This window comes from Pseudomonas sp. MF6767 (assembly GCF_016405475.1).
GTDB lineage: Bacteria > Pseudomonadota > Gammaproteobacteria > Pseudomonadales > Pseudomonadaceae > Aquipseudomonas > Aquipseudomonas paracarnis.
This window is the reverse complement of record NZ_JAEKCY010000032.1, coordinates 1-17,962: the sequence shown is the minus strand read 5'-3', so window position 1 is coordinate 17,962 and position 17,962 is coordinate 1. Positions and strand designations below refer to the sequence as shown.

Genomic DNA, 17,962 nt, shown 5'->3' with positions numbered 1-17,962 from the left:
TTCAGCTCCGGGCAATGAGTGACACAGCGGGAAAACCCCCGAATGGGTAAGGGTTACCCTCGCCAAAACGCGGGATGCAGCCCTTGCCCAGGGTGGCGTCGCACACGTCCAATTCAGGATCATCGGTAACCACCCCGTCCTTCGTGACGTAAGGGCCGGTGTATCCACAGTTGGGGCCTCTGTATCCACCCGTCAGGCACCAGTGGCACAGAGTGGTCATCTGCCTGCCGATCGTCTCGCCGCCGACATCGCCCGGACTGGCCAGGTCCCAGCTGACTGTCTCGCCGTCCTCGTTGGTTTTCTGGTCGACATACCAGACCTCGATCGATTCCTGGGTGGGATCGGCCGTGGGGTTGCCGCCTTCGAAGTTCACGGCGTCGAGAAACTCGGACAGCGTATTGCGAATGGTCAGCTTGAACTCGAGCAGATCCTCGAAGGCCAAGCAGAGCGCGGTGATTCGCCCGTTCACGTTGCCGACCGAAAGCTTGGGCCGTACCGCGGTGCCGTCGCCATTCGCCTCGCTGCCCTCGTACTGCATGGGCCAGGCACCGTACTCTTCGCCCTTCCACCAAATCGACTTGGCCGGCAACTGGTCAGCGTTGCCGCCGGCGGCGATCAGTTCGGCAGGTGTATGCGGGATCGCATGGCCGTGGAAGCGCAGAACATCGGCACCGTAATCGCTGCCATCCAGTTCAAACAGAATGACTTCGTTGCCAGGCTCAAGGGTCTGGATAGCATTGATCAGCGACATGGATTGACCTTTACGGGTGGAAAGCGCGCTCGAACGTCGCCGTCAATTTGAAAACGCCCCCGCCCATGGGCGTAGGGGTTGGGTTCTTGCAGGTGAACAGACCAAGCTGGCCCAGTGGGGTGGTCCACAAGAAGGCCCTGGCGCCCTTGTGACGGTCAAAGAACGCCATCATGGCCAAGGCCGTGGCCGTGTTGCCCGTGTGGGTGATCGGGTAGGCATCGACTTTATTGTTGATCCCGTCCCCGACCTCTTGCTTGTAGCCGTCCCCGAACTGCGAGGTGCGCACTCGATAAGTGATATCGGGCGCCTCCCCGTGCTGGGTGGGCCAGGTGAATGTTTCAATCGCCATGGTTACCTTCCGTTGATCAGGCGCCAGATTGAGCCACCAGGCTGCAACCCTTTGGAAATAGCGGTTTCTGCCTCGGTCTTGGCGGCCTGCTGGATGCCCTTGCCGAGCTGCGTGGTGTCTTCCTGCGTTGCGTTGCCGCCAGCGCCTGCCGTTTGCACGGATACCGAGACGGGGAAGTTGTAGGTGTTGCCACTCCCGCCACCGCCTGACGCCGCCATAATCGAACTGCCGCCCGTCATTAATGGCGTGACGCTGCCGCCCTGCGCACCGGTCATCAAGTAAGAGCGGCCACCCTGACTGAACAGCTCTGGCCCTTTTTCGTTTACCTCGTACAGGGTATTTGGATCGACCGGGCCGCCAGATGCTCGCCCTTCAACGAGAGCGCTACCGATGCTGGAGCCGAAGCTTCCAGCTCCTGACCCCGCCGCTGCGCCGCCACCAAACCAGGCGCCTATGGCAGTGCCCGCCAAGCCCGACAGCAAGCCGGACGCCGCCTGCCGAGTTGCGATACGCGCCATGTCGGCGATGATCGACTTGGCGAAGTCGGAAAAGGAGAACTTGCCGTTGGTGGCGAAGCTGGCCACCGCGTCTTCCATGGAACTGAAGGCGTTAGTGAACAAGCTGCGGGTTTGCCCGGCGACGTCCCGGGCCGAGTCCAGGTAATTGCTGAATGCCGACGTCGCCCCGTTGCGCCAGTCGCTCTGGGCCACAGACATCTGCTCGTAGTTACTCAGCGTGGTCTGCGTCAGGTCGCGTTCGCTGCGATTGATCGCCTCAAGCTTGGCCTGGTACTCCTCGGCGCTCATTTTGCGGGCCTTGTCGGCCTTGTCGCGCGCCAGATCCAGACGCTGTTGGTTGGCTCGATCCGCTATGCCGTTCAGTTCGCCGTTGATCGCGTTCTCACGATCGCCACGGCCAACACCTTCGGCCGCACGACCACCAGCGCGCCGCAGGGCGACGTTCTGCTGGTTGAGGGCTTCGGTGAAGCTTCGGACTGCAAGATCACGCTTCTTGATTCGCCCTTCCTCGTCAGCGTCAAGCACTCGAAGCTGACTATCGGCCTCCTTCTGAGCCTTGACCATGTTGGCCCTGGCATCAGCGATCTTTTGGTCGAGCTGAATGCGTTGCGCTGCCGAGGTGCTGGCCTTGCCTTTCGCCGCCTCCAACGAACTGATTTCAGCCTGATACGCTGCGGTTACCTCGTCGCGCTCATTGCCGATCAGTGCCTGGCGTTTGAGCAGGTAATCTTCCTGCGTGACAAGTCCAGCCTTCTGCGCGGACTCCAGTTCCTTTTGGGCATTTTTATATTCGCCAAGGATCAGCGAAAGCTGGTTTTTCGAGTCGTTGAACTCGGTCAGGTTGACTGCGCCGGCCGGCGTCTTCTTATCTGCAAATTGCTTGCGCGCTGCCTCGCGGAGCTGCTCGAGCTCGGCCTCGGTATAAACCCTACCGCCGGTTCCCCCTTTTGCGTCCCTGGCGAGCTTATTGATCTCCTCAAGACGATTTTTGAGCTTTTTGGCGTTGCTTTCGGATGCCGCCAACTGGGCATTGAGCGCAGCCTGCGAGTTAACCGAAAGGTCATTTTCTTTCCGCGCCTCGCCTACCCACTTCGTGCGCTCGCGTTCTGCATCGATTTGCAGCTCAAGAAATGCAAGGTCTCCACGATCTTTGGCAGTATCGCGGGTTTCCAAACCCAGAGCCGCCGCCCTCCCGCCGCGTCCTTGATTCGTTTGAAGTCTTTGGCGAATGACCTCTGCTTGTTGCTCCAGGGTCTGGATCCGGCCGATATCCTTTGCGGCATCCAGCGCACCAGAAGCGGCGGCTTTGATCTTGTTCCACGCGCTCTCGATCAAGCCAAGGTTTTGGGTGACCTGACCGGTTCGTTCTTGAATAGTGTTGGCATAGGTGTCAGTGAGCAGTTTTGTAGCGCCAATGGTGTCGCCTTGATCCTTGAGGGCAACGATCTGGGCGTACGTGCTGGCTGTTAGAAAATGGTACTGGTCGTTGAGCTCCTTGGCTGCGGCGACGGGGTCCTTGGCAATCTTTGCGAACTCGGCAATCGTTTCGTCGATGGCTTTGCCAGTGGCCTTTTCCATCTGCAGAGCAGCTTCGGTGATCTCTTCGAAGCTGCCGCTGGCGATCTTTCCATTGCCTGCCAGCTTTGCCAAAACCTCAGCAGCCGCGCCAGTGGTGCCGACCGTTGCGCTCACCTGCTGCGCCATCGATGCCAACTGAGTAGCGCTTGTTCCGGCGGAGTTGCCGGTGAAGATGATTGCCTTGTTGTACTCGTCGGCCTCCTGGCTGCCCTTGTAATACGCCAGTGTCAGCGCACCAACAGCCGCCGCAGCGACAGTAAATGGGTTGACCAGGCCAAGGACGTAACCGCCAAGAGCCCTGGCTGCCGGGCCCGCACCGCCAAACATATCTTTGAGCTGTCCGCCTTGCTGGAGGAAGACGGTGAGAGGTGCTTGTCCGCCCTGCAGCGAAGTAACGATGTCGGTGAACTGTGCAGGAACACCCCGGAGAGCATTCTGCAGCTGCTTGGCCGACATTTCGGACTGCACAGCAGACTTACTGAATGATCCAAGACCTGCGCCCGCTTCAACACTCTGCTTGCTGATCTGACCAAATACCGGATTCCCCGGTCCTGTCCAAGCACCAAGACCTTTCATTCCAGTCGAAAGGAACGTCAGTTTCTGTCCAGACTCGGCGAACGCATTGCCAGCTGTTTTGGTGGAGACGGTCAGCGAATCTAGCCACTTCCGTGCTTCCTGAGTCGAAGATAGCGACTCGACGAATGTGCCGTTTTTAATGGCGTTGCCGAGAGAGAACATGCCAGCTTCTGCGGCGGTAGTGCCACCGTAGAGCTTGCGGAATGACTCAGTGGCTTGGTCGACGTCTCTAGCCTGATCTTTCAGCTGCGCCGACGACTTCCGCGACGATGCTTCAAGCTTTTCTGCGCTTTCGGATACGGCCTTGACCGATTTTTCTGCGCGCCCACCTGCTGCCGTGAGCTTGTCGAGGTCGGAGCTCGCCTGCGCAGCATCGGTCGAATCGACCTTGATGCCGAGTTCAGCAATAGAAGTCATGCGGGCTCCGTTATTTCGATTCGCTCATCACGAGCATGGCTTCTGCTTCCATGACGCGAATGTCGTGGAAGACTTCAGGGATTTCGCGCCGCTTCATGCCCAGCATCGAGGCCACCGGCGGCAGGGCGTTGTAGTCCAGTCCGGTGGCCCCGCCCATGCCTACGCGCCACTGCGTGGACATCGCCTCGAACAGCAGAAAGGCCGACCAGTTGTCTGGCCAGACCTCGTACTCAACGTCGGGAATGTCCGCCTTGGTCAAACCAAAGGCCGCCAGATCTGCATCTGATGGCCCTTGCTCGTAAAGGACGCGGGCGGCGCCAGTCAGTTTCCCAGGCGGGCCGGCTGGTAGGCACCCTGGTATGCGGAGAGCACTGCCTGAGGAGCGCCAATGCAGGTGGTGACCAGAGCAGTCAGAGACTCATCCGAAAGTTTCTCGTCGAAGCCCCAGCCCGCGATGATGTCCTTGAGCTGCCCGACCTGCAGTGCGATCTCGGCGCCGGTCTCTTCTTGCCAGTTCAGCTCGTCTTCCTGAGCCTTCTTGGCATGCTCGTCACGTGCCGCGTTCCACTTATCGAAGTGCGCGGCCAAGGCCAGTCGGTCCATGTACTTGAACTCGAACTCAACGCTGACCGGCTCAGCACCAACACGCGGAATCGCGACCTTCGCCTTGAAGGTCGGGTTCTGGGATATCTTGATCTTGGCCATGGGTTACACCGTCGCTGCGTAACGGGTTGGGCGGCCAGCGAGCGACAGAGTGATGACACGGGTCATCAAGTTGTTGCGGCTGAGGGCCGGGGTCGACGTGATCGAAACGTAGCAGTTGTAAACGATGCTGCTACCGCCAGGCAGATTCAGGCGGAGCACACGGGTCTGCTTGTCTTCGTCAGCCGCTTCGACAATTGCCACGTAAGGCAGGTCAGGATCGTCGGCGACAGTTACCGCCATACTGATTGGGTTCTTGGTCGTAGGAAGCTGGCGATCATCGTCATCTGCCAAAAAGCCGAAGGTGAGGAACTGCTGATCGCCGCCGCTGGAGTTCAAGTCGGTGATCTGCGATATCTCGGTAAAGCCGGTTACTTCGCGCACGGAGCCAGCACCAGATCCGGCCGGGTACGGTTGGAGATTGGTGGTGTTGATGCCTTCCAGCGCAAAAGTACCGGTCAGACTGTTCGCAACGCGGGCAGCCCGATCATTCAAGCGAGTCCAGCCCGAGGTCACGGCGATGATGTCGCCATCAGACAGGCCGTGCGCTGCTGCGGTCGCCACGGCTGGGTTGGCATTGCTCAGTGCCGTGACAGGAATGGCAGGGCCGAATGCAGAAGCGATTTCAAGCGTGGCGCCGTTGGGGAGTCGAAAGCCCATGGTTGTGTTTCCTCTGTGCAGAAATGACAAAACCCGCTCAATGGCGGGCTCTGGGTTTGCCCAACGGGCGGATTAGTTGGTGTCGGATCGGTATTGGAACGAGGCAGGTACCGTGAAGGTGTTGCCGTCTGGTATTCCCGGCCCGGGCGCTACCGGCGTCATCACCAGCGCGACAAGTCCGGCGCGGGGAATACGCATGTTCAGCGGGAAAAGCGCGGCGAGTTCATCCACGACGCCGCTCGCCTCGGTGCGGTACTTGCCGGAGGCCGTCACGATGTTGACCTGGAACACGCCGGCGTAGACCCGGTGATCGCCGCTCAGCGTATTGCTAGCCGTGATCGCTGGCAGCGTGAAGGCTCGCAGGTACGTCTCGCCGGCCGCTGGGGTGTAGGTTTCGTTCTCGACCACCACCTTCAGCTTCGGAACTCTGGCCTTGGCCCACGCGAGCAGGCGCGACTCGAAAGCCGCAGCAATGATGTTGTGGCTCATACCTGGCTGTTCCTGATGGCTTCTTCTACGATCTGCTGGAAGCGGGCGAGCGTGATTTGCACCATGCCGGCCGGCGCCTGGTCGGAATGTCCGTATTCGAGCGGCACGCCGTACACCAGGTTGTTGACGATGTAAGCGACCTGCCCTGCCTCCAACTTGCTGACCTCGGCCACCAGAGTCGCAATAGTTTCGTGCCCTGCCTTGTCGAAGGTGTCGATGCTCTGGTTCGAAGGCGCACCCACAGTGAACTGCCAGTTGCCTTTGAATCGCCCAGTGTCCACCGGTGACAGGCGGATCACCGAGGTGCCGATCTCGATCACCACCTCGCGGAACACGTCGTCGATGGCTTCCTTCGCCTGCTCAGCGAATGCCGCCAGGCTCTCGGCAAAGCCGCCTTGTTGGCCGCCGTAGCGGCTGGTCATGTGATTGGCCATTACTTGCGAACCTGCAGCTCGAAGCCAACCGCCAGGCCGGCATAGTTCCATGGGCCGACGGTGATCACGGTGTAGGTTGTGCCGTCGAACTCTATTCGGTCGTTGCTCAATGGGATCGGCATATCCGCCCCGCTGAGCTGCACCGGAGACACCAGCAACTTGACGTCGCCGCGAACGATCAGCGTGCCATCGATGTACTTGTTGTCGTATTCCTCACGGAAGCCGGAGCCGTTCACGACCAGTTCGCTGGGCGCCGGCGGTGCGTCTGGGTCGTACTCGCCCAGGGTCTCGCGGCGCAGGACCAGCTCAAGGCCTTTCCCGCCTTTGCTGCGCGGCGCAAGCATCCGCGCGGCCAGGGCCTTGGCGCGATCATAGATATCTGGCATCACTTGCGCCTTATTTTGTAGATGGCCGAACATCGGCAGTTGGCACGCTCACTCCACCCGGCCCCCAGGCTGGTATCGCCCGGATATCGAAGCAGCGCACCGGTGGGGCTCTGGAATGGCTGATCCTTCTGCACCTCTTGGCCGCCCATCACCGAATGCGTGTGGCGGACCTTCTTGTCGCCTCGGTCGCGCCAGGTCTTGGTGACCGAGTCGCGATCGAGACCCTGAGCAATCAACTGCTCGTACACCTGGTCACGGCCGGCGCCGAACGACTCGAGCGCCTCAGCCTTGGACAGCATCTCGGCATAGGTCTTCATGAGGCGATCGGCGTAGCGACCGGCAATCTTGTCCACGTCAGTCTGGGCGACTGGCGTGCCGGCCTTGATTGCCCTGTTCACGATTCCGTCGAATCGTCGGTCCCGGCGCGTGCGCTGCAAATACTTGCGCATCTCATCTGGGTTGCCGCCAAGCAGCTGCGAACGGGCATTCAGCACAAACTGCGCATAGTTGCCGGGAAGACCGATAACGCCACCAGAGCGCGCCCCGGTCTGCGCGCTCTTGCGGCCGATCAGGTCCAGCGCTGCTTGGCGAGGGGTGCGCACCATCGGCGTAGCGCCGACTTCGACCTGTACAGCAGCAGGCTGTGCACTTGGCCAGCCTACAATGCGGCGGCGACTGCCCATCACTTCGCGAATAGCTGCTCGCACGTCAATAGCTGAGTTCGCTCGGATCTCTTCAGCCTTGGCAGAAACCCACTTTTCTGCGACTGGCGCGCGGGCATCGAACTCGAATCGCCCGATGTCGCGAGGAATCACGATCGCCTTCACTTCGAACTTGGCGCCGGCGATAAATACCGACCTGGCCAGCTCAAGGAATGCGGACAGCGCACCAAGACTGAGCAGGGCAACTAAGCCATCCTCATCCTCTTCAGCGATCAGGCGCTCAACTTCTGCAACCGTTGCCGCGCCGACCACCGTCTTGACCTGCTTCAGGTACGCCTGCTGCATCGCAGGCTCCATTCCTTCGATGGCCTGGATGATCTGCGCCGGGGTCATACCGTAAAAACCGCAGGCAGCGTGTAGCGAGCCACCAGCACCGGGGCAATCATCTCGTCGATGATGCTGATCACCGGGCGGACAGAGCCGGCGGCGTCTGCACCCACCGACACGGCGAATTCAGTTTCCAGCGGGCCGACCTTCTCGCGCTTCACCATGGAGGCGGACACGAAGTCAGGGCTGAGGCTTCCAGGCTCGACGATTTCACGCAGTGCGGCTTCGTACGTTGCCTGCTCAACCTCGACGGGCACCTGGTCAGCTGGGATCTGGTTGCCCTCGTAGTCATAAGCTCCTGTGCGCGGCCACTCCCTGGCTTGCCCTCTGCCCTCGGTCTTCACGCCGGGGAACAATGACTGCCACACGCCAGAAGCAAGAAGCTTCCGGTAGCGGCCGTCGATGTAGACCGATGCCCGGATCAGTGCGGCCTGCTTCGCCACTTCATCACCAGCCCAGGCGGTATTCGCGCGCGCAGCGTGATAGGCGTCGGCTTCTGCGACGGTTCCGTAAAAGTCTGGCATCGGGAGATCTCGAATAGGTGGAGCGACTTGCGCTCCGGGTTTTGCGGGGTGTTACGCCTTGGCGGCAGCGAGTGCTGCCTGGAGGTCTTCCAGACTCGCTTCCTTTTCGAACTCGACATTCAGCGCGGTCAGCTCATCCATGACCTTCTGCTTTTCAGCAGCGGCCTCGGCCTCTTCCAGCTTTTTGCGCAGGGTTTCGACTTTGCTGTTGCCAGCTGCGTCGATGCCCAGCGCCTTCAGCTTGGCGAGCAGATCGGCCTTTTCATCTGCTGCTGGCGCTTCGACCACCTCGAAACTGAGCGCTTCGACCTTCTTGGCCTGCTCAAGATCTTCCTCGGTCAAGGTCAGTTCACGGCTTGCGCCAATGCCGATCAGTTTGATCGCGCCCAATGCCCAAATGCCCCGCGGGCAAAGACCGCTGTTGGTGACTTTCACTTTCATGACAACCCCCTTATGCAGGCTCGGACACGCCGTCCATGTAAGCCATGGCGCCTGGCAGGCGAACTTCGACACCACCGGTACGCGCGATGATGCCGGTCTCGAAGCCCATGATGGCCTTCTGGTGAACCGGCAGCACCATGCGAGGCATTGGAAGGTGGAAGCGGATCACGTCCAGCGCCTTGCGGTAGGCCACGATACGCCCGCCACCACCAGCACCAGCGGTCGACAGGGAGTCGGCAGTGGTAATGGTCAGCGGTCGACCGGTGCGCGCCGTGTAAACGTTGGAGGTGCGGAAGCGCTCCAGAATGGTCGGGCTATTCGCTTCGGTGCCCACAAACACGGTGGCAATGTAATCCATCACCTCCAGAGGCAGGGACAAGGTGTCAGCCAGTTCTACGTTGTTCGAAGCCTGCGGCACCAGCTTGAGCAGACCGTTGAGATCGATCAGGATCTGCTGCGGAGTCTTGTCCGCGAACAGAGTAGAACTGCCGGTGCCGGTGGCCGCCGCGGTGATGGTCTGCACGTTGGACTGGTTGACAAAACCACGCCAGTTTTTCTCGGTGCTACCGGTGGTTGCGATGTCGTAGAGCAGGCGCTCGGTGGAGCGACTTGCCGACATGGCCTTGAGGTCGTTCAGGTTGCGACCATACAGCGCGGCCTGATTGACCTCTTCCAGGTTCCACTCCCAGCCGGAGCCGATCATGGCGTAGTCGTGCGAGCCTTCACCGAAGGAAACCTGGTTGAACGGCATATCGTTCGCGGCGCCGGACAGGAACTTGGCTTCGCCCGCGAGTTGCATGCTGTAGAACTGGGTACCGATCGCCCACTGGTTGCCTTCGGTTACGACAGGCATCAGGTCGCGGTAGCTGTATTCCGGGTAGCGAGCTTCATAGATCGCGGTTTCGATGTTGCGGCCTTGGGCTACAACGAATGGCAACGCTGCTTGAGCGTCTGCGAATGCTTGTCGCATGTTATGCGCTCCGGTTCTTGATGGAGATTTCGACGATGTCGTCAGCGGCACCAGTGGTATCGAAGAAGACATTTGCGAAAGGGCCAACGATGCCGGTGCCGGCGGCGTTGGTGTATTTGTTGGTGGCGGTGATGTAGTAAACGGGATCACCGTCGACAACCGGGGCGCCGACCTGCACGTACATCTGGCCGCGCTCACGGATGGCAGCGGTGAAGTACTGCGGGTAGCCGTCGACCAGAGTCGAGCCAGCCGCTACCGCTGGAACAGCCGGGTTGAGTTTGGCAATACCGACAAACTTGCCGCCGGCAGCAAATGGAATCACGCCATGGTCGCCAGCACCTCGCATCACTGGCTCGCCGAAGCGAACGCCGGAAGCGTTTTCGATGGTGCGGCTGATGTCGTTCTTGATCTCTTCGTTCGCCGAGGCACCATGCAGGCCCTTGGCTGGACGATCAGAGTAAGTCGTTTGATAAGCGGCCATGATGGCTCCTTACTTGGCGGGCTGAGTGGAGTTGAAGTCGGCCAGCATCTTCGCGCGCGCTTCGGCTGCAGGATTGCCGGTGGTGTTGGCGTCCTGCTGAATCATGTGCTTGCGGAATGGGTCAGCGGCCGGGTCTTTCGCGGCGTCTTCCACCAGGATCTCGAAGCGCGCATCGATGTAGGCGTCGGCCTTGCCCGTTACGGCTGCATCACCCAGCTTAGCGATGACCACGGCCTTGCGAATCTCGGCATCGGTCTTGCCGGTGTAGTCGGCATCGGCGATGGTTTTGGCCTTGGTGAGCAGGTCAGCACGTGCGGTGACGCGCTTGTCGATATCGGCATCGCTGATCACAGCCGCTTTCAGCTTGGTGATCTCGTCGTCTTTCTTGGCCAGTTCGCCGTCCTTCAGCGCAATCGCAGTAGCGTGCGCGTCGGTCAGGGTCTTGGTGGCGGTGGCAGCATCGGCAAGCTTGGTGTTCAGCTTCTCGATGGCCTGGGCGCCTTGCTCGGTGACATCAATGGAGATGCCATCGACAAGGAGTTTTCGCAGTGCATCAGCCATGTCATGGCCTCCTGTTGGGGTATTTGGTTTGCTATCACCGATACGAAACTCTTCGCCAGCCCGCGCGCTGTGCACCAGGCTGAGGTGATTCATTTTCATTGGGCCAAGACTGACGTGATAAGGATCGCCCTCTGGCGTTACGCCATCTTGGAAGATGATCTCAGCGCCATAGCCCATGGAAAGTTGTCGTTTTCCTGCTTCGAAGTCCGAGATGGCGGTGGCATCCATGAGGACCAGGGGCACCTTCACCCGCTGACCATCACGGATAACCTCGCCGCCCGTGTTACCGACAGCCACGTCCTTCCAGTTCTGGGAGTTGACACCGTCGCCGCCCGGGTGGTCGTTGGTCATGGGCCGATAGGCATAGGAGTTCATCGCGTCCTTGTGGAACACCGAGCTCTCTGGCCGGTACACCTTGACGATGGGAACATCCCGCAGGCCGTGCTCGTTGTTCGGGTCAATCTCGGAGCCGAGGTAATCCTGAATACCGGTGCGTGCGACGAAGGCCTCGGCCACCAGGTAGCCGTCTGCCGTGCGTCGAACACCGGAGACAGGCACGGAGTCGGTAAAGATCATGGGATGATTTCCTCAGGGTCTGGTTTTTCGGCGCCTGGTGAGGACGGAAGATCATCACCGCCCTCTTCGTCCGGAAGCTCTGCGCCGAACTGGTCGATGGCCGCTTCCAGCCCAGGCATCACGCTCAGCTCCACCAGCAGGTTCACCGATGCAGCTGATAGCGCGTCCTCAGGGAACAGGCCCGAATCCTTCAGCGCCTTGATGGTGTCGGCGGTGGTCTTGCCGATGTCTGCCCGCTCTTTGGCCGTGGCCTGCCACAGTGGCGCCCATGAGTAGTGGATCTCCTTGGGCCGGACGCCCAGTGCTGAGCGGATCAGGCACTCATCCAGCACGCTCATGGCGGGCTTGATCTCCAGCTTCTGGCGCGACGCGACGTTGTCGTAGTAGTTGCGGGTGTTCTCTTCGCCGTTGGCGCCCAGGCCCGTGGAGGACTGGCCGAACATGCGGGTGCCGGGGATATCGAACGCACCGGACACCCCCTGCTCTGTCTTGGCGATGACCTCGGGCAAATTGCCGAAGCTGGCCGACTTGGAGCTGTGGGTCTCGGCGCCGTCGAGGATCAGTGTGCCGTTGATACCCTTGGCGGTAGCAGCCAGACGCAAGCGCTCCAGCAGCAAGCGCTCGTAGTTCTTGTCCTGCATGCTCGACATCAGGTTCGGAATGTTGATGACGTCGATCTTGGCCTCGTAGACCAGGCTGACCACGTTGGCCACCGTCTCGTCGTAGTGACGCACGGCAGGCATGGCTGCCAGCAGCACCGAGTCACCCCAGCCGAAGCCGCAACCGACAGCAAACTCAGGGTCAGGGTGTGGCGTGCCAATGAAGATCACCAGTCGCGACGGGTGGATCTCAACCTGGCTGCCCGGCAAACGGTAAGCCTTGGGCTTGCCAAAGCGCGGGCTCTGCGGGTCTTGTTCAATCTCGGTCGCGCTGAGTTGCCGGCGGGTCATGACAGTGAGGTACTTCACGCCTCCCTGCTTGACGCGCTCAGGGTTCAACTCGGATGCCGTATCACGCTCACCGGTGCCGATGAATACAGCAGCACCACCAAACAGACGGGCCTTAAATAGGGCCTCAAGCACCTTGCCCTTGACGTTCAGGCGGTCTTCTTCGGCCTCGATCAGTTCGATCTGGCCCTTGTCGGCCTGCCAGCTGCGCCAGTTACGGCACGCGTCCACCGCGGGGATGGTCACGCCCTTCTGCGCCGTCCACGAACCACGGAAGGCGTTCAGCAGCTGCTGGTCGTCCATCTCCGGGATGGCATAGTGCGAGTGAGATGCCTTGTCGCGCGCAGTACCCAGTCCTGCGACCAGGTTCTGCAGGCTGTCTTTCAGGTAGCTGAATGCGCTCATGAGTTGCTCACGTTTGCGAGTGTGTAGCTGCCCGCAATCGGGAAGCGCTGGACAATGAAGTAACCGAGTGCGTCGACCGGGTCTTCAGTGCTGTCCTTGTTGGGTTCGCCGTTTTCGGTGTATGCCTGTTGCTCCAGCACCTGGGTGGTTACTGGGCAGTTGTCGGTGTTCACCAGGTAGCGGCGCTTATGGTCGATATTCAGGAACATGGCGTTCACGGCCAGTACCCGGTCCCTAACCGCTGGGTTCGACGGGTTCACCATCACCATGAAGCCGGCGGCGCGGAGCAGACTGTGATCTGACTCGCTGCCGTTCACGCTCTTGCGGTTCTTGCCGCTGGCGTCCGGATAGACCGTGATGCTGTGCCCAGGGAAGCGGCGCTTCAGCTCGACGATCATCGCCGGCGTGTCGAAAAGGTGCGTGGCTTCCTCGAGTAGCAGCGGGAGACCGTCACGAATGACATGCACCGTCGCGGCCATCCGGCTGATGTTGAAGTCCATGCCGACGTGCAGCTGCTCGCCCGGGCGAATGGTCGCGTCTGTGTGGTTCTGCTTGCGGCAGAAGTTCGGGTACACGCTGCCCGAGGTCAGGTTTACGAACAGGCCATCGATGTACGCGTCCACCAGGTTCGCCGGGTAGGACTCGCGCAGCGACTTGATGTAGTCCTTCGGCAGGTTCTTTGCGTTCTGCCGCGTCGAGGCGTGCACGATGCCGTACAGCGGGCGCTGGCTCGGATTGGATGCAAGCTCCTTGACGAACTTGCGGTACACCCAGTTGAAGCCCTCCGGCGTCGTGGTGACGTCGATGGTGTTCATGTCGCGGCCAGGCCACACAGTGGACATCCGCGCAATGATCTTCTTCCAGGCGCTATCGGCCTTCTTGATCGGCATACAGTCGATCTCGTCGACCAGTGCATGCGCGATGTTGAAGCCGACGATGCGGTGCGGATGCTCCATGCTCTTGCAAACGATGGTCGATAGGCACCGGCCTCGGTTATCACGCAGGTACACGCGCTTCTTACTCGGCACGATGTCGGCGAACAGGCCAAACGCCTCCGCGACCACCGGCATGGTGTCGTAGAAGATGTCAGCGATCTGCGGATAGGTCGGCGCGAAATAGCCCTGGGGAATGCCAGGGTTCTCCAGCGCGTTGATGCAGAGCCGAACACAGCCCACGAAAGTCTTACCGCTACGGTAGCCGCCGACGAACGCCGAAAACTTCTTGGGGTGACTGATGAACTCGAACTGGGGCTTATTCAGCTTCAGGGTCGCTTGCATCTTCTACCCCGATGATTACTTGCTTAGGCTCGGGCAGGCCCTTATTCGGGTCTTCCAGTTCGCGGCGCAGCTTCTCGTTGGTGAGGCGGCGCGTCTCCAGGTCTTCCTTTGTCCGCTCCAGGCTCTCGACGCGTGCAGTGAGGCGGTCGATCAGGCTGGAGTAATCGCGAACCTTGCTCGTAGTCGTTATCGATGTGAGCGCGGTCTCTTTGCCGCTGACCAGGATCGGCTCTTCCTTCTCCGACTCCACTTCCAGCGTGTTGCCAAATTCGTTCTCCCTGGCCAGCGCACGCATCAAGCGCACTCTCGTCAGCCGCAACTCATCGTCCACGCGCCCCAGCTCGATGCTGGCAAGCATGTCGTTCTCTTCGTCAGTCAGGAATCGGCTGTAGATCGAGCCGGGCTTTGCAGCGTTCTTGTTGCCCCTCTGTTCCTTGGGGCCTGAACTCTTGCCGCCGTGTAGCTTGCAGCGAGAGGAACCCGGTATCGCGTGACGCTTGCATGGTTCCCCGTTGCCGCGCTTGGATGCGCCGCATAGGGCCATAGTCAGCCTCATTCATGGGGTTGGTTTTCGCAGAACGATTCATTCAATGCATTCGAACGTCATTCAATGATCATTCGATGCCTATAACCTTGATCTCACCCCATACGGGTCGGGAGTCGACATGCTCGCCATCGGATGACTTGATGGGCTGGTCAGCAACAACAGCGATACCCGACATGGTGTCGCAGTAGGTCACACACTCAAGGCGCTCTCCGTCAAGGAAGACCTCGCGCCGCCCTCGACCATCATCGGCCCAATGCACATGTTCGCCTGACTGGTCGCTCATGGTGATACCTCATACTGGAACGCCCGATCAGCAGGCATGGCCGTCACGAACCGGCACCTGTGAGTATCGAACGCCTCATTGAACGCAATGGTGCGGCGGTACTCGGAGGTGACCTTACCGGTGAACCGCTCGCGGTGAACGACCACACCCTCACGCAGGAACTCGACTTCAGCCGATCCCTGTAGCTTGGTGACGATTACTTTCATGTGACCTATCTCGCGCCACGATTTGGCGCATTCGAAAACGTGGCGCGGATTACGGTGCAAGCCGCAACTGCTGATCGAACAGCTCCCGGATATCTCCGAGTCTGCCCATCACAATCGGCTCACCCTTCAAATGGATAAGGTGGGCCAGTTGATGGACGATCCCCTCATCAGAAAGCACCTGGCTTGTCGGCAGTTCCTTGAACCAACACACGAACACCGCGAAGTGCATAGCTCCAGGCAGTTCCTTCAGGAAGCGCTTGTCAGTCATCTGGACGTATCGGGCATACTCTTCGCGGAGGTCTTGGTAGCTGGCTGAGTAGGTATGGTCACCGAGGACGTAATCCATTCGGGCCATCCTCAATAGATCGGCGCCGGCAGTACCGGGCGCCTTTGGTTTAATCGGCTTTGCGCTTTAGCTCATCGGCACACGTCATGCAGTGCTCGCAGTTAAGCGTCTTGCACAGCCAGGTCTTCACCGTCTGCCAGTACGTGACCATGAAGATGTGGCGGGCGCCGGCCATGGCCAGGGCGACATGCAGCGTCAGGCCAGCAGTGGTCGGGCCAAAGAAAATGTTCTGGCTGCGCACCGACACGACGAAACCGGTGATGGCGATCGTGGTGTAAATCAGCTTCCCGAGGATACCGTCCCTCACCTTCCCGCTCAGTACGCACCAGGTCGCCCACAGCGCAATCAGGCCGCAGGCGATGGAGTTGATCAGTTCGAGATTCATGGTGGGTTACCCCCGCCGAACCGCTGACGAATGAACGCCCAAAGGTCGGCCGCTTTGATTGCTCGGGTTATGGCTGCAATGAGAGATCCGCCGAATGTACCCAGCAGGAAGCCAATGCCGGCAACACTGCGCGGCTCGACCACACCCAGGTAGGCGCTGATCAGCCCGGTCAGGTAATGAGCGCAGACGGCACCGGAGAAAATAAAGATGGTCCAGGCCTTTCGATCTACCAGGTCATCCCGGTGCCAAAAGCTGGCGGCGATCGCGCCCACAAGCCCAGCGAATGCCCAGTCGAGCTTATCGAACAGGCGCTGTAGAAACTCCATGCGCGCTACTCCGTGGGCATGATGAATAAAAAAGGCCGTCAGGTGGCGGCCAAACGCTGGGGAGCAGCGGCGAATAGATCAGCCCCGGCGGCACTCCCAGCTCAGAGCGAAGGGTGTGGCGGGGCCGAAAACAAGAAGGCCCCGATCAATGCCGAGGCCTCAATAGGCCCTCAATGAGAACCTTTGAATTGGTTGCGAGGGATGGATTCGAACCATCGACCTTCGGGATATGAGCCCGACGAGCTGACCGCTGCTCTACCACGCAAAAATCAGGGGGACGACTACAGATTCTTTTTGTGGATCCGCCAACCCATGGCGACACCGGGGTGCAGATACTCGCCGGTGCGCGGATTGCGCGAGAAGTCGGTCTCGCCAACTTGGCGTGCGACCGCCTCCCAAGCCTTTCTGGCGCGCTCCAGCAGATTGCTTTTGGCTTTCAGCTTCATGCGCAGCTCCAGAAGGTTGAATTCGATGCAATAAAAAACCCGGCACTGTGGCCGGGCTTCGAAGTGGTCGTGCGCTGGAGGTAAGTTGCGCAGTGTGGGAAAAGTACATCGAATTCCCCACCATGGCAACAACTTTATGCCGCATCCTCTGAATTTTCAGAGTGAATCACCTGCCATACTGGCTCTTGCGCCTGAATATCCACTTCCTCGATAGACTTTCGCAGGAAATTCCAGATATCGAGCCAGTCACGATCCCAGTGCTTGGGCTCGATGGTGACCCCATACAGCTTCATCATGGCGTCAGACACTCGAGCCGGGCCCCACGTATCACCGCCGCTCACCTCCACCTTGTAGGACTGCAGGGCGCATGTGATGAGGCAATGAACCTTCGCTGCCTTGGCATCGGTGAGCGCGCCAAAGTCCGTATCCGACCAAATCAGCTTTTCGGCGTTGAGCATGTGCACGACAGTCATGCATGGGTGGTAGAGGTAGTGCCCCAGCTGCTGCACCTGGAACGGCAGCGACTCGATTGCCTTCTGCACCTTCCCCATGGTGAGAAGGTGAGCTGCGCGATGTGTGGAGCGGCCAATCGGTGCGCGCCGTGTTTCGGCAATGCTGATCTTCTGGCGCACAGCCATGATGCGCTCTTCCTTGTCCTCGCCCTGGGCAGCGAAGATGATCTCGCGGAGTGCTGCCTTTTCCTTCCTGACTACGGTTGCGGACTTGGCCCGATCAGCCGCCGCAGCACTGATTGAGGCGTTAGATTCGTGTTGCGCATCAGTCCACGCTTGACGTGCGTTGATCAGTTTCATGCTGCCTGCCCCTTCTTGAGTTCTCTGGTCTTTGCCCGGTATTCGGCGGTCATCGCCTTCAGTTGCTCGACGGTGTACTTCTTGGGCTCATGCGGCCCTTCCAGCCACTCGACAGCCTCGGCGCCGATACGCTTCACCAGCTCAATGCGGTAATTCACGATGTCGCCCGACTTGTGGTTGTTGCATGGAGCGCATTGCTTGTGGACATTCAGCGGCTCGAATCTGATGGCTGGGTTTGCCGCAACAGTCCGATAGTGCCCAGCGTGATATTGGCCGTCATGGTGGCGACCACAGCTCACGCAAGGCAGATCGGCATCACGTAGGCGCACCCATTCGTTGAAGGACTGCTGAGTGTCCTTGGCATGATCCGCCCTGCTCTTCAGCTTCTCCTTGCGGACCTTGATGTCCTTGCGCTCAATGTCGGCCAGGGCCTTGCGTGCCTTTGGCGCATGTCGTGGCCCGTCGATGAGCGCGCAGGCTGGGCTGCACACCGCCTGACCCATCCGCGAAGGCACGAATG

At 60.0% G+C, this 17,962-nt stretch carries 26 protein-coding genes, 1 tRNA gene and 1 pseudogene; all 28 read right to left on the bottom strand.

All coding sequences use genetic code 11. The annotated features are described in order from the left end of the window. Position 1: 1 nt before the first annotated feature. On the bottom strand, positions 2-751 hold the full coding sequence (locus tag JFT58_RS28810; protein WP_160049498.1) for a phage minor tail protein L: 750 nt from the start codon (positions 749-751) through the stop codon (positions 2-4). A 10-nt stretch (positions 752-761) separates the two neighbouring features. Further along, the gene (locus JFT58_RS28805; RefSeq protein ID WP_160049496.1) at positions 762-1,100 is read right to left on the bottom strand and encodes a phage tail protein; all 339 of its coding nucleotides are present in this window, start codon (positions 1,098-1,100) and stop codon (positions 762-764) included. A 2-nt stretch (positions 1,101-1,102) separates the two neighbouring features. After that, positions 1,103-4,189 carry a phage tail tape measure protein gene (locus tag JFT58_RS28800; protein WP_198834831.1) on the bottom strand — a complete coding sequence of 1,029 codons (3,087 nt, stop codon included), beginning with the start codon at positions 4,187-4,189 and terminating at the stop codon, positions 1,103-1,105. A 10-nt stretch (positions 4,190-4,199) separates the two neighbouring features. Beyond that, on the bottom strand, positions 4,200-4,448 hold the full coding sequence (locus tag JFT58_RS28795) for a DUF1799 domain-containing protein (RefSeq protein WP_198834830.1): 249 nt from the start codon (positions 4,446-4,448) through the stop codon (positions 4,200-4,202). A gap of 62 nt (positions 4,449-4,510) precedes the next feature. Continuing rightward, on the bottom strand, positions 4,511-4,894 hold the full coding sequence (locus JFT58_RS28790; protein ID WP_198834829.1) for a phage tail assembly chaperone: 384 nt from the start codon (positions 4,892-4,894) through the stop codon (positions 4,511-4,513). 3 nt (positions 4,895-4,897) lie between these two features. Continuing rightward, positions 4,898-5,551, bottom strand: coding sequence for a phage tail protein (locus tag JFT58_RS28785; protein ID WP_198834828.1), 654 nt, complete (start codon positions 5,549-5,551; stop codon positions 4,898-4,900). Positions 5,552-5,623: 72 nt separating this feature from the next. Then, on the bottom strand, positions 5,624-6,040 hold the full coding sequence (locus JFT58_RS28780; RefSeq protein WP_198834827.1) for a phage tail terminator-like protein: 417 nt from the start codon (positions 6,038-6,040) through the stop codon (positions 5,624-5,626). Then, positions 6,037-6,462 (bottom strand): HK97 gp10 family phage protein, encoded by a 426-nt coding sequence (locus JFT58_RS28775; protein WP_198834838.1) that lies wholly within the window; start codon positions 6,460-6,462, stop codon positions 6,037-6,039. The genes JFT58_RS28780 and JFT58_RS28775 overlap by 4 nt, the downstream gene beginning before the upstream one ends. 11 nt (positions 6,463-6,473) lie before the next feature. After that, positions 6,474-6,860 carry a hypothetical protein gene (locus JFT58_RS28770; protein ID WP_160049490.1) on the bottom strand — a complete coding sequence of 129 codons (387 nt, stop codon included), beginning with the start codon at positions 6,858-6,860 and terminating at the stop codon, positions 6,474-6,476. Further along, positions 6,860-7,915 carry a hypothetical protein gene (locus tag JFT58_RS28765; RefSeq protein WP_160049488.1) on the bottom strand — a complete coding sequence of 352 codons (1,056 nt, stop codon included), beginning with the start codon at positions 7,913-7,915 and terminating at the stop codon, positions 6,860-6,862. Before JFT58_RS28765 ends, JFT58_RS28770 begins: the two co-directional genes overlap by 1 nt. Continuing rightward, the gene (locus JFT58_RS28760; protein WP_198834826.1) at positions 7,912-8,433 is read right to left on the bottom strand and encodes a DnaT-like ssDNA-binding protein; all 522 of its coding nucleotides are present in this window, start codon (positions 8,431-8,433) and stop codon (positions 7,912-7,914) included. Before JFT58_RS28760 ends, JFT58_RS28765 begins: the two co-directional genes overlap by 4 nt. A 51-nt stretch (positions 8,434-8,484) precedes the next feature. Then, complete coding sequence (locus JFT58_RS28755; RefSeq protein ID WP_198834825.1) at positions 8,485-8,874, bottom strand: hypothetical protein; 390 nt, start codon at positions 8,872-8,874, stop codon at positions 8,485-8,487. A gap of 10 nt (positions 8,875-8,884) precedes the next feature. Continuing rightward, positions 8,885-9,844 (bottom strand): DUF2184 domain-containing protein, encoded by a 960-nt coding sequence (locus JFT58_RS28750; RefSeq protein WP_198834824.1) that lies wholly within the window; start codon positions 9,842-9,844, stop codon positions 8,885-8,887. Between the two features lies 1 nt (position 9,845). Beyond that, positions 9,846-10,325: a structural cement protein Gp24 gene (locus JFT58_RS28745; RefSeq protein ID WP_198834823.1), complete on the bottom strand. Its 480-nt coding sequence runs from the start codon at positions 10,323-10,325 to the stop codon at positions 9,846-9,848. A gap of 9 nt (positions 10,326-10,334) precedes the next feature. Continuing rightward, positions 10,335-11,462, bottom strand: a complete 1,128-nt coding sequence (locus tag JFT58_RS28740) for a DUF2213 domain-containing protein (protein WP_198834822.1) — start codon at positions 11,460-11,462, stop codon at positions 10,335-10,337. Then, positions 11,459-12,814, bottom strand: a complete 1,356-nt coding sequence (locus JFT58_RS28735; protein ID WP_198834821.1) for a DUF1073 domain-containing protein — start codon at positions 12,812-12,814, stop codon at positions 11,459-11,461. The genes JFT58_RS28740 and JFT58_RS28735 overlap by 4 nt, the downstream gene beginning before the upstream one ends. Continuing rightward, positions 12,811-14,091, bottom strand: a complete 1,281-nt coding sequence (locus JFT58_RS28730; protein ID WP_198834820.1) for a terminase large subunit domain-containing protein — start codon at positions 14,089-14,091, stop codon at positions 12,811-12,813. Before JFT58_RS28730 ends, JFT58_RS28735 begins: the two co-directional genes overlap by 4 nt. Next, a complete protein-coding gene (locus tag JFT58_RS28725; RefSeq protein ID WP_233095464.1) occupies positions 14,066-14,449 on the bottom strand; it encodes a hypothetical protein in 384 nt (127 codons plus the stop codon). Before JFT58_RS28725 ends, JFT58_RS28730 begins: the two co-directional genes overlap by 26 nt. A 114-nt stretch (positions 14,450-14,563) precedes the next feature. After that, positions 14,564-14,635 (bottom strand): annotated as a pseudogene (locus JFT58_RS30905) (HGGxSTG domain-containing protein); the annotation flags it as partial. 70 nt (positions 14,636-14,705) lie between these two features. Then, positions 14,706-14,921 carry a hypothetical protein gene (locus JFT58_RS28720; protein ID WP_198834818.1) on the bottom strand — a complete coding sequence of 72 codons (216 nt, stop codon included), beginning with the start codon at positions 14,919-14,921 and terminating at the stop codon, positions 14,706-14,708. Further along, positions 14,918-15,127: a hypothetical protein gene (locus JFT58_RS28715; protein ID WP_198834817.1), complete on the bottom strand. Its 210-nt coding sequence runs from the start codon at positions 15,125-15,127 to the stop codon at positions 14,918-14,920. The genes JFT58_RS28720 and JFT58_RS28715 overlap by 4 nt, the downstream gene beginning before the upstream one ends. Positions 15,128-15,176: 49 nt before the next feature. Beyond that, positions 15,177-15,473 carry a hypothetical protein gene (locus tag JFT58_RS28710; RefSeq protein ID WP_198834816.1) on the bottom strand — a complete coding sequence of 99 codons (297 nt, stop codon included), beginning with the start codon at positions 15,471-15,473 and terminating at the stop codon, positions 15,177-15,179. Positions 15,474-15,522: 49 nt separating this feature from the next. Then, positions 15,523-15,858 carry a hypothetical protein gene (locus tag JFT58_RS28705; RefSeq protein ID WP_198834815.1) on the bottom strand — a complete coding sequence of 112 codons (336 nt, stop codon included), beginning with the start codon at positions 15,856-15,858 and terminating at the stop codon, positions 15,523-15,525. Next, a complete protein-coding gene (locus JFT58_RS28700; RefSeq protein ID WP_047274405.1) occupies positions 15,855-16,184 on the bottom strand; it encodes a hypothetical protein in 330 nt (109 codons plus the stop codon). The genes JFT58_RS28705 and JFT58_RS28700 overlap by 4 nt, the downstream gene beginning before the upstream one ends. A 189-nt stretch (positions 16,185-16,373) precedes the next feature. After that, positions 16,374-16,449 (bottom strand) — tRNA-Met (locus tag JFT58_RS28695). Positions 16,450-16,465: 16 nt separating this feature from the next. Beyond that, positions 16,466-16,630: a hypothetical protein gene (locus JFT58_RS28690; RefSeq protein WP_178089428.1), complete on the bottom strand. Its 165-nt coding sequence runs from the start codon at positions 16,628-16,630 to the stop codon at positions 16,466-16,468. A gap of 134 nt (positions 16,631-16,764) precedes the next feature. After that, positions 16,765-17,442: a hypothetical protein gene (locus tag JFT58_RS28685; protein WP_198834814.1), complete on the bottom strand. Its 678-nt coding sequence runs from the start codon at positions 17,440-17,442 to the stop codon at positions 16,765-16,767. Next, on the bottom strand, positions 17,439-17,962 hold a 524-nt coding region (locus JFT58_RS28680), incomplete at its 5' end, for a recombination protein NinG (RefSeq protein ID WP_198834813.1). The genes JFT58_RS28685 and JFT58_RS28680, both read right to left, overlap by 4 nt.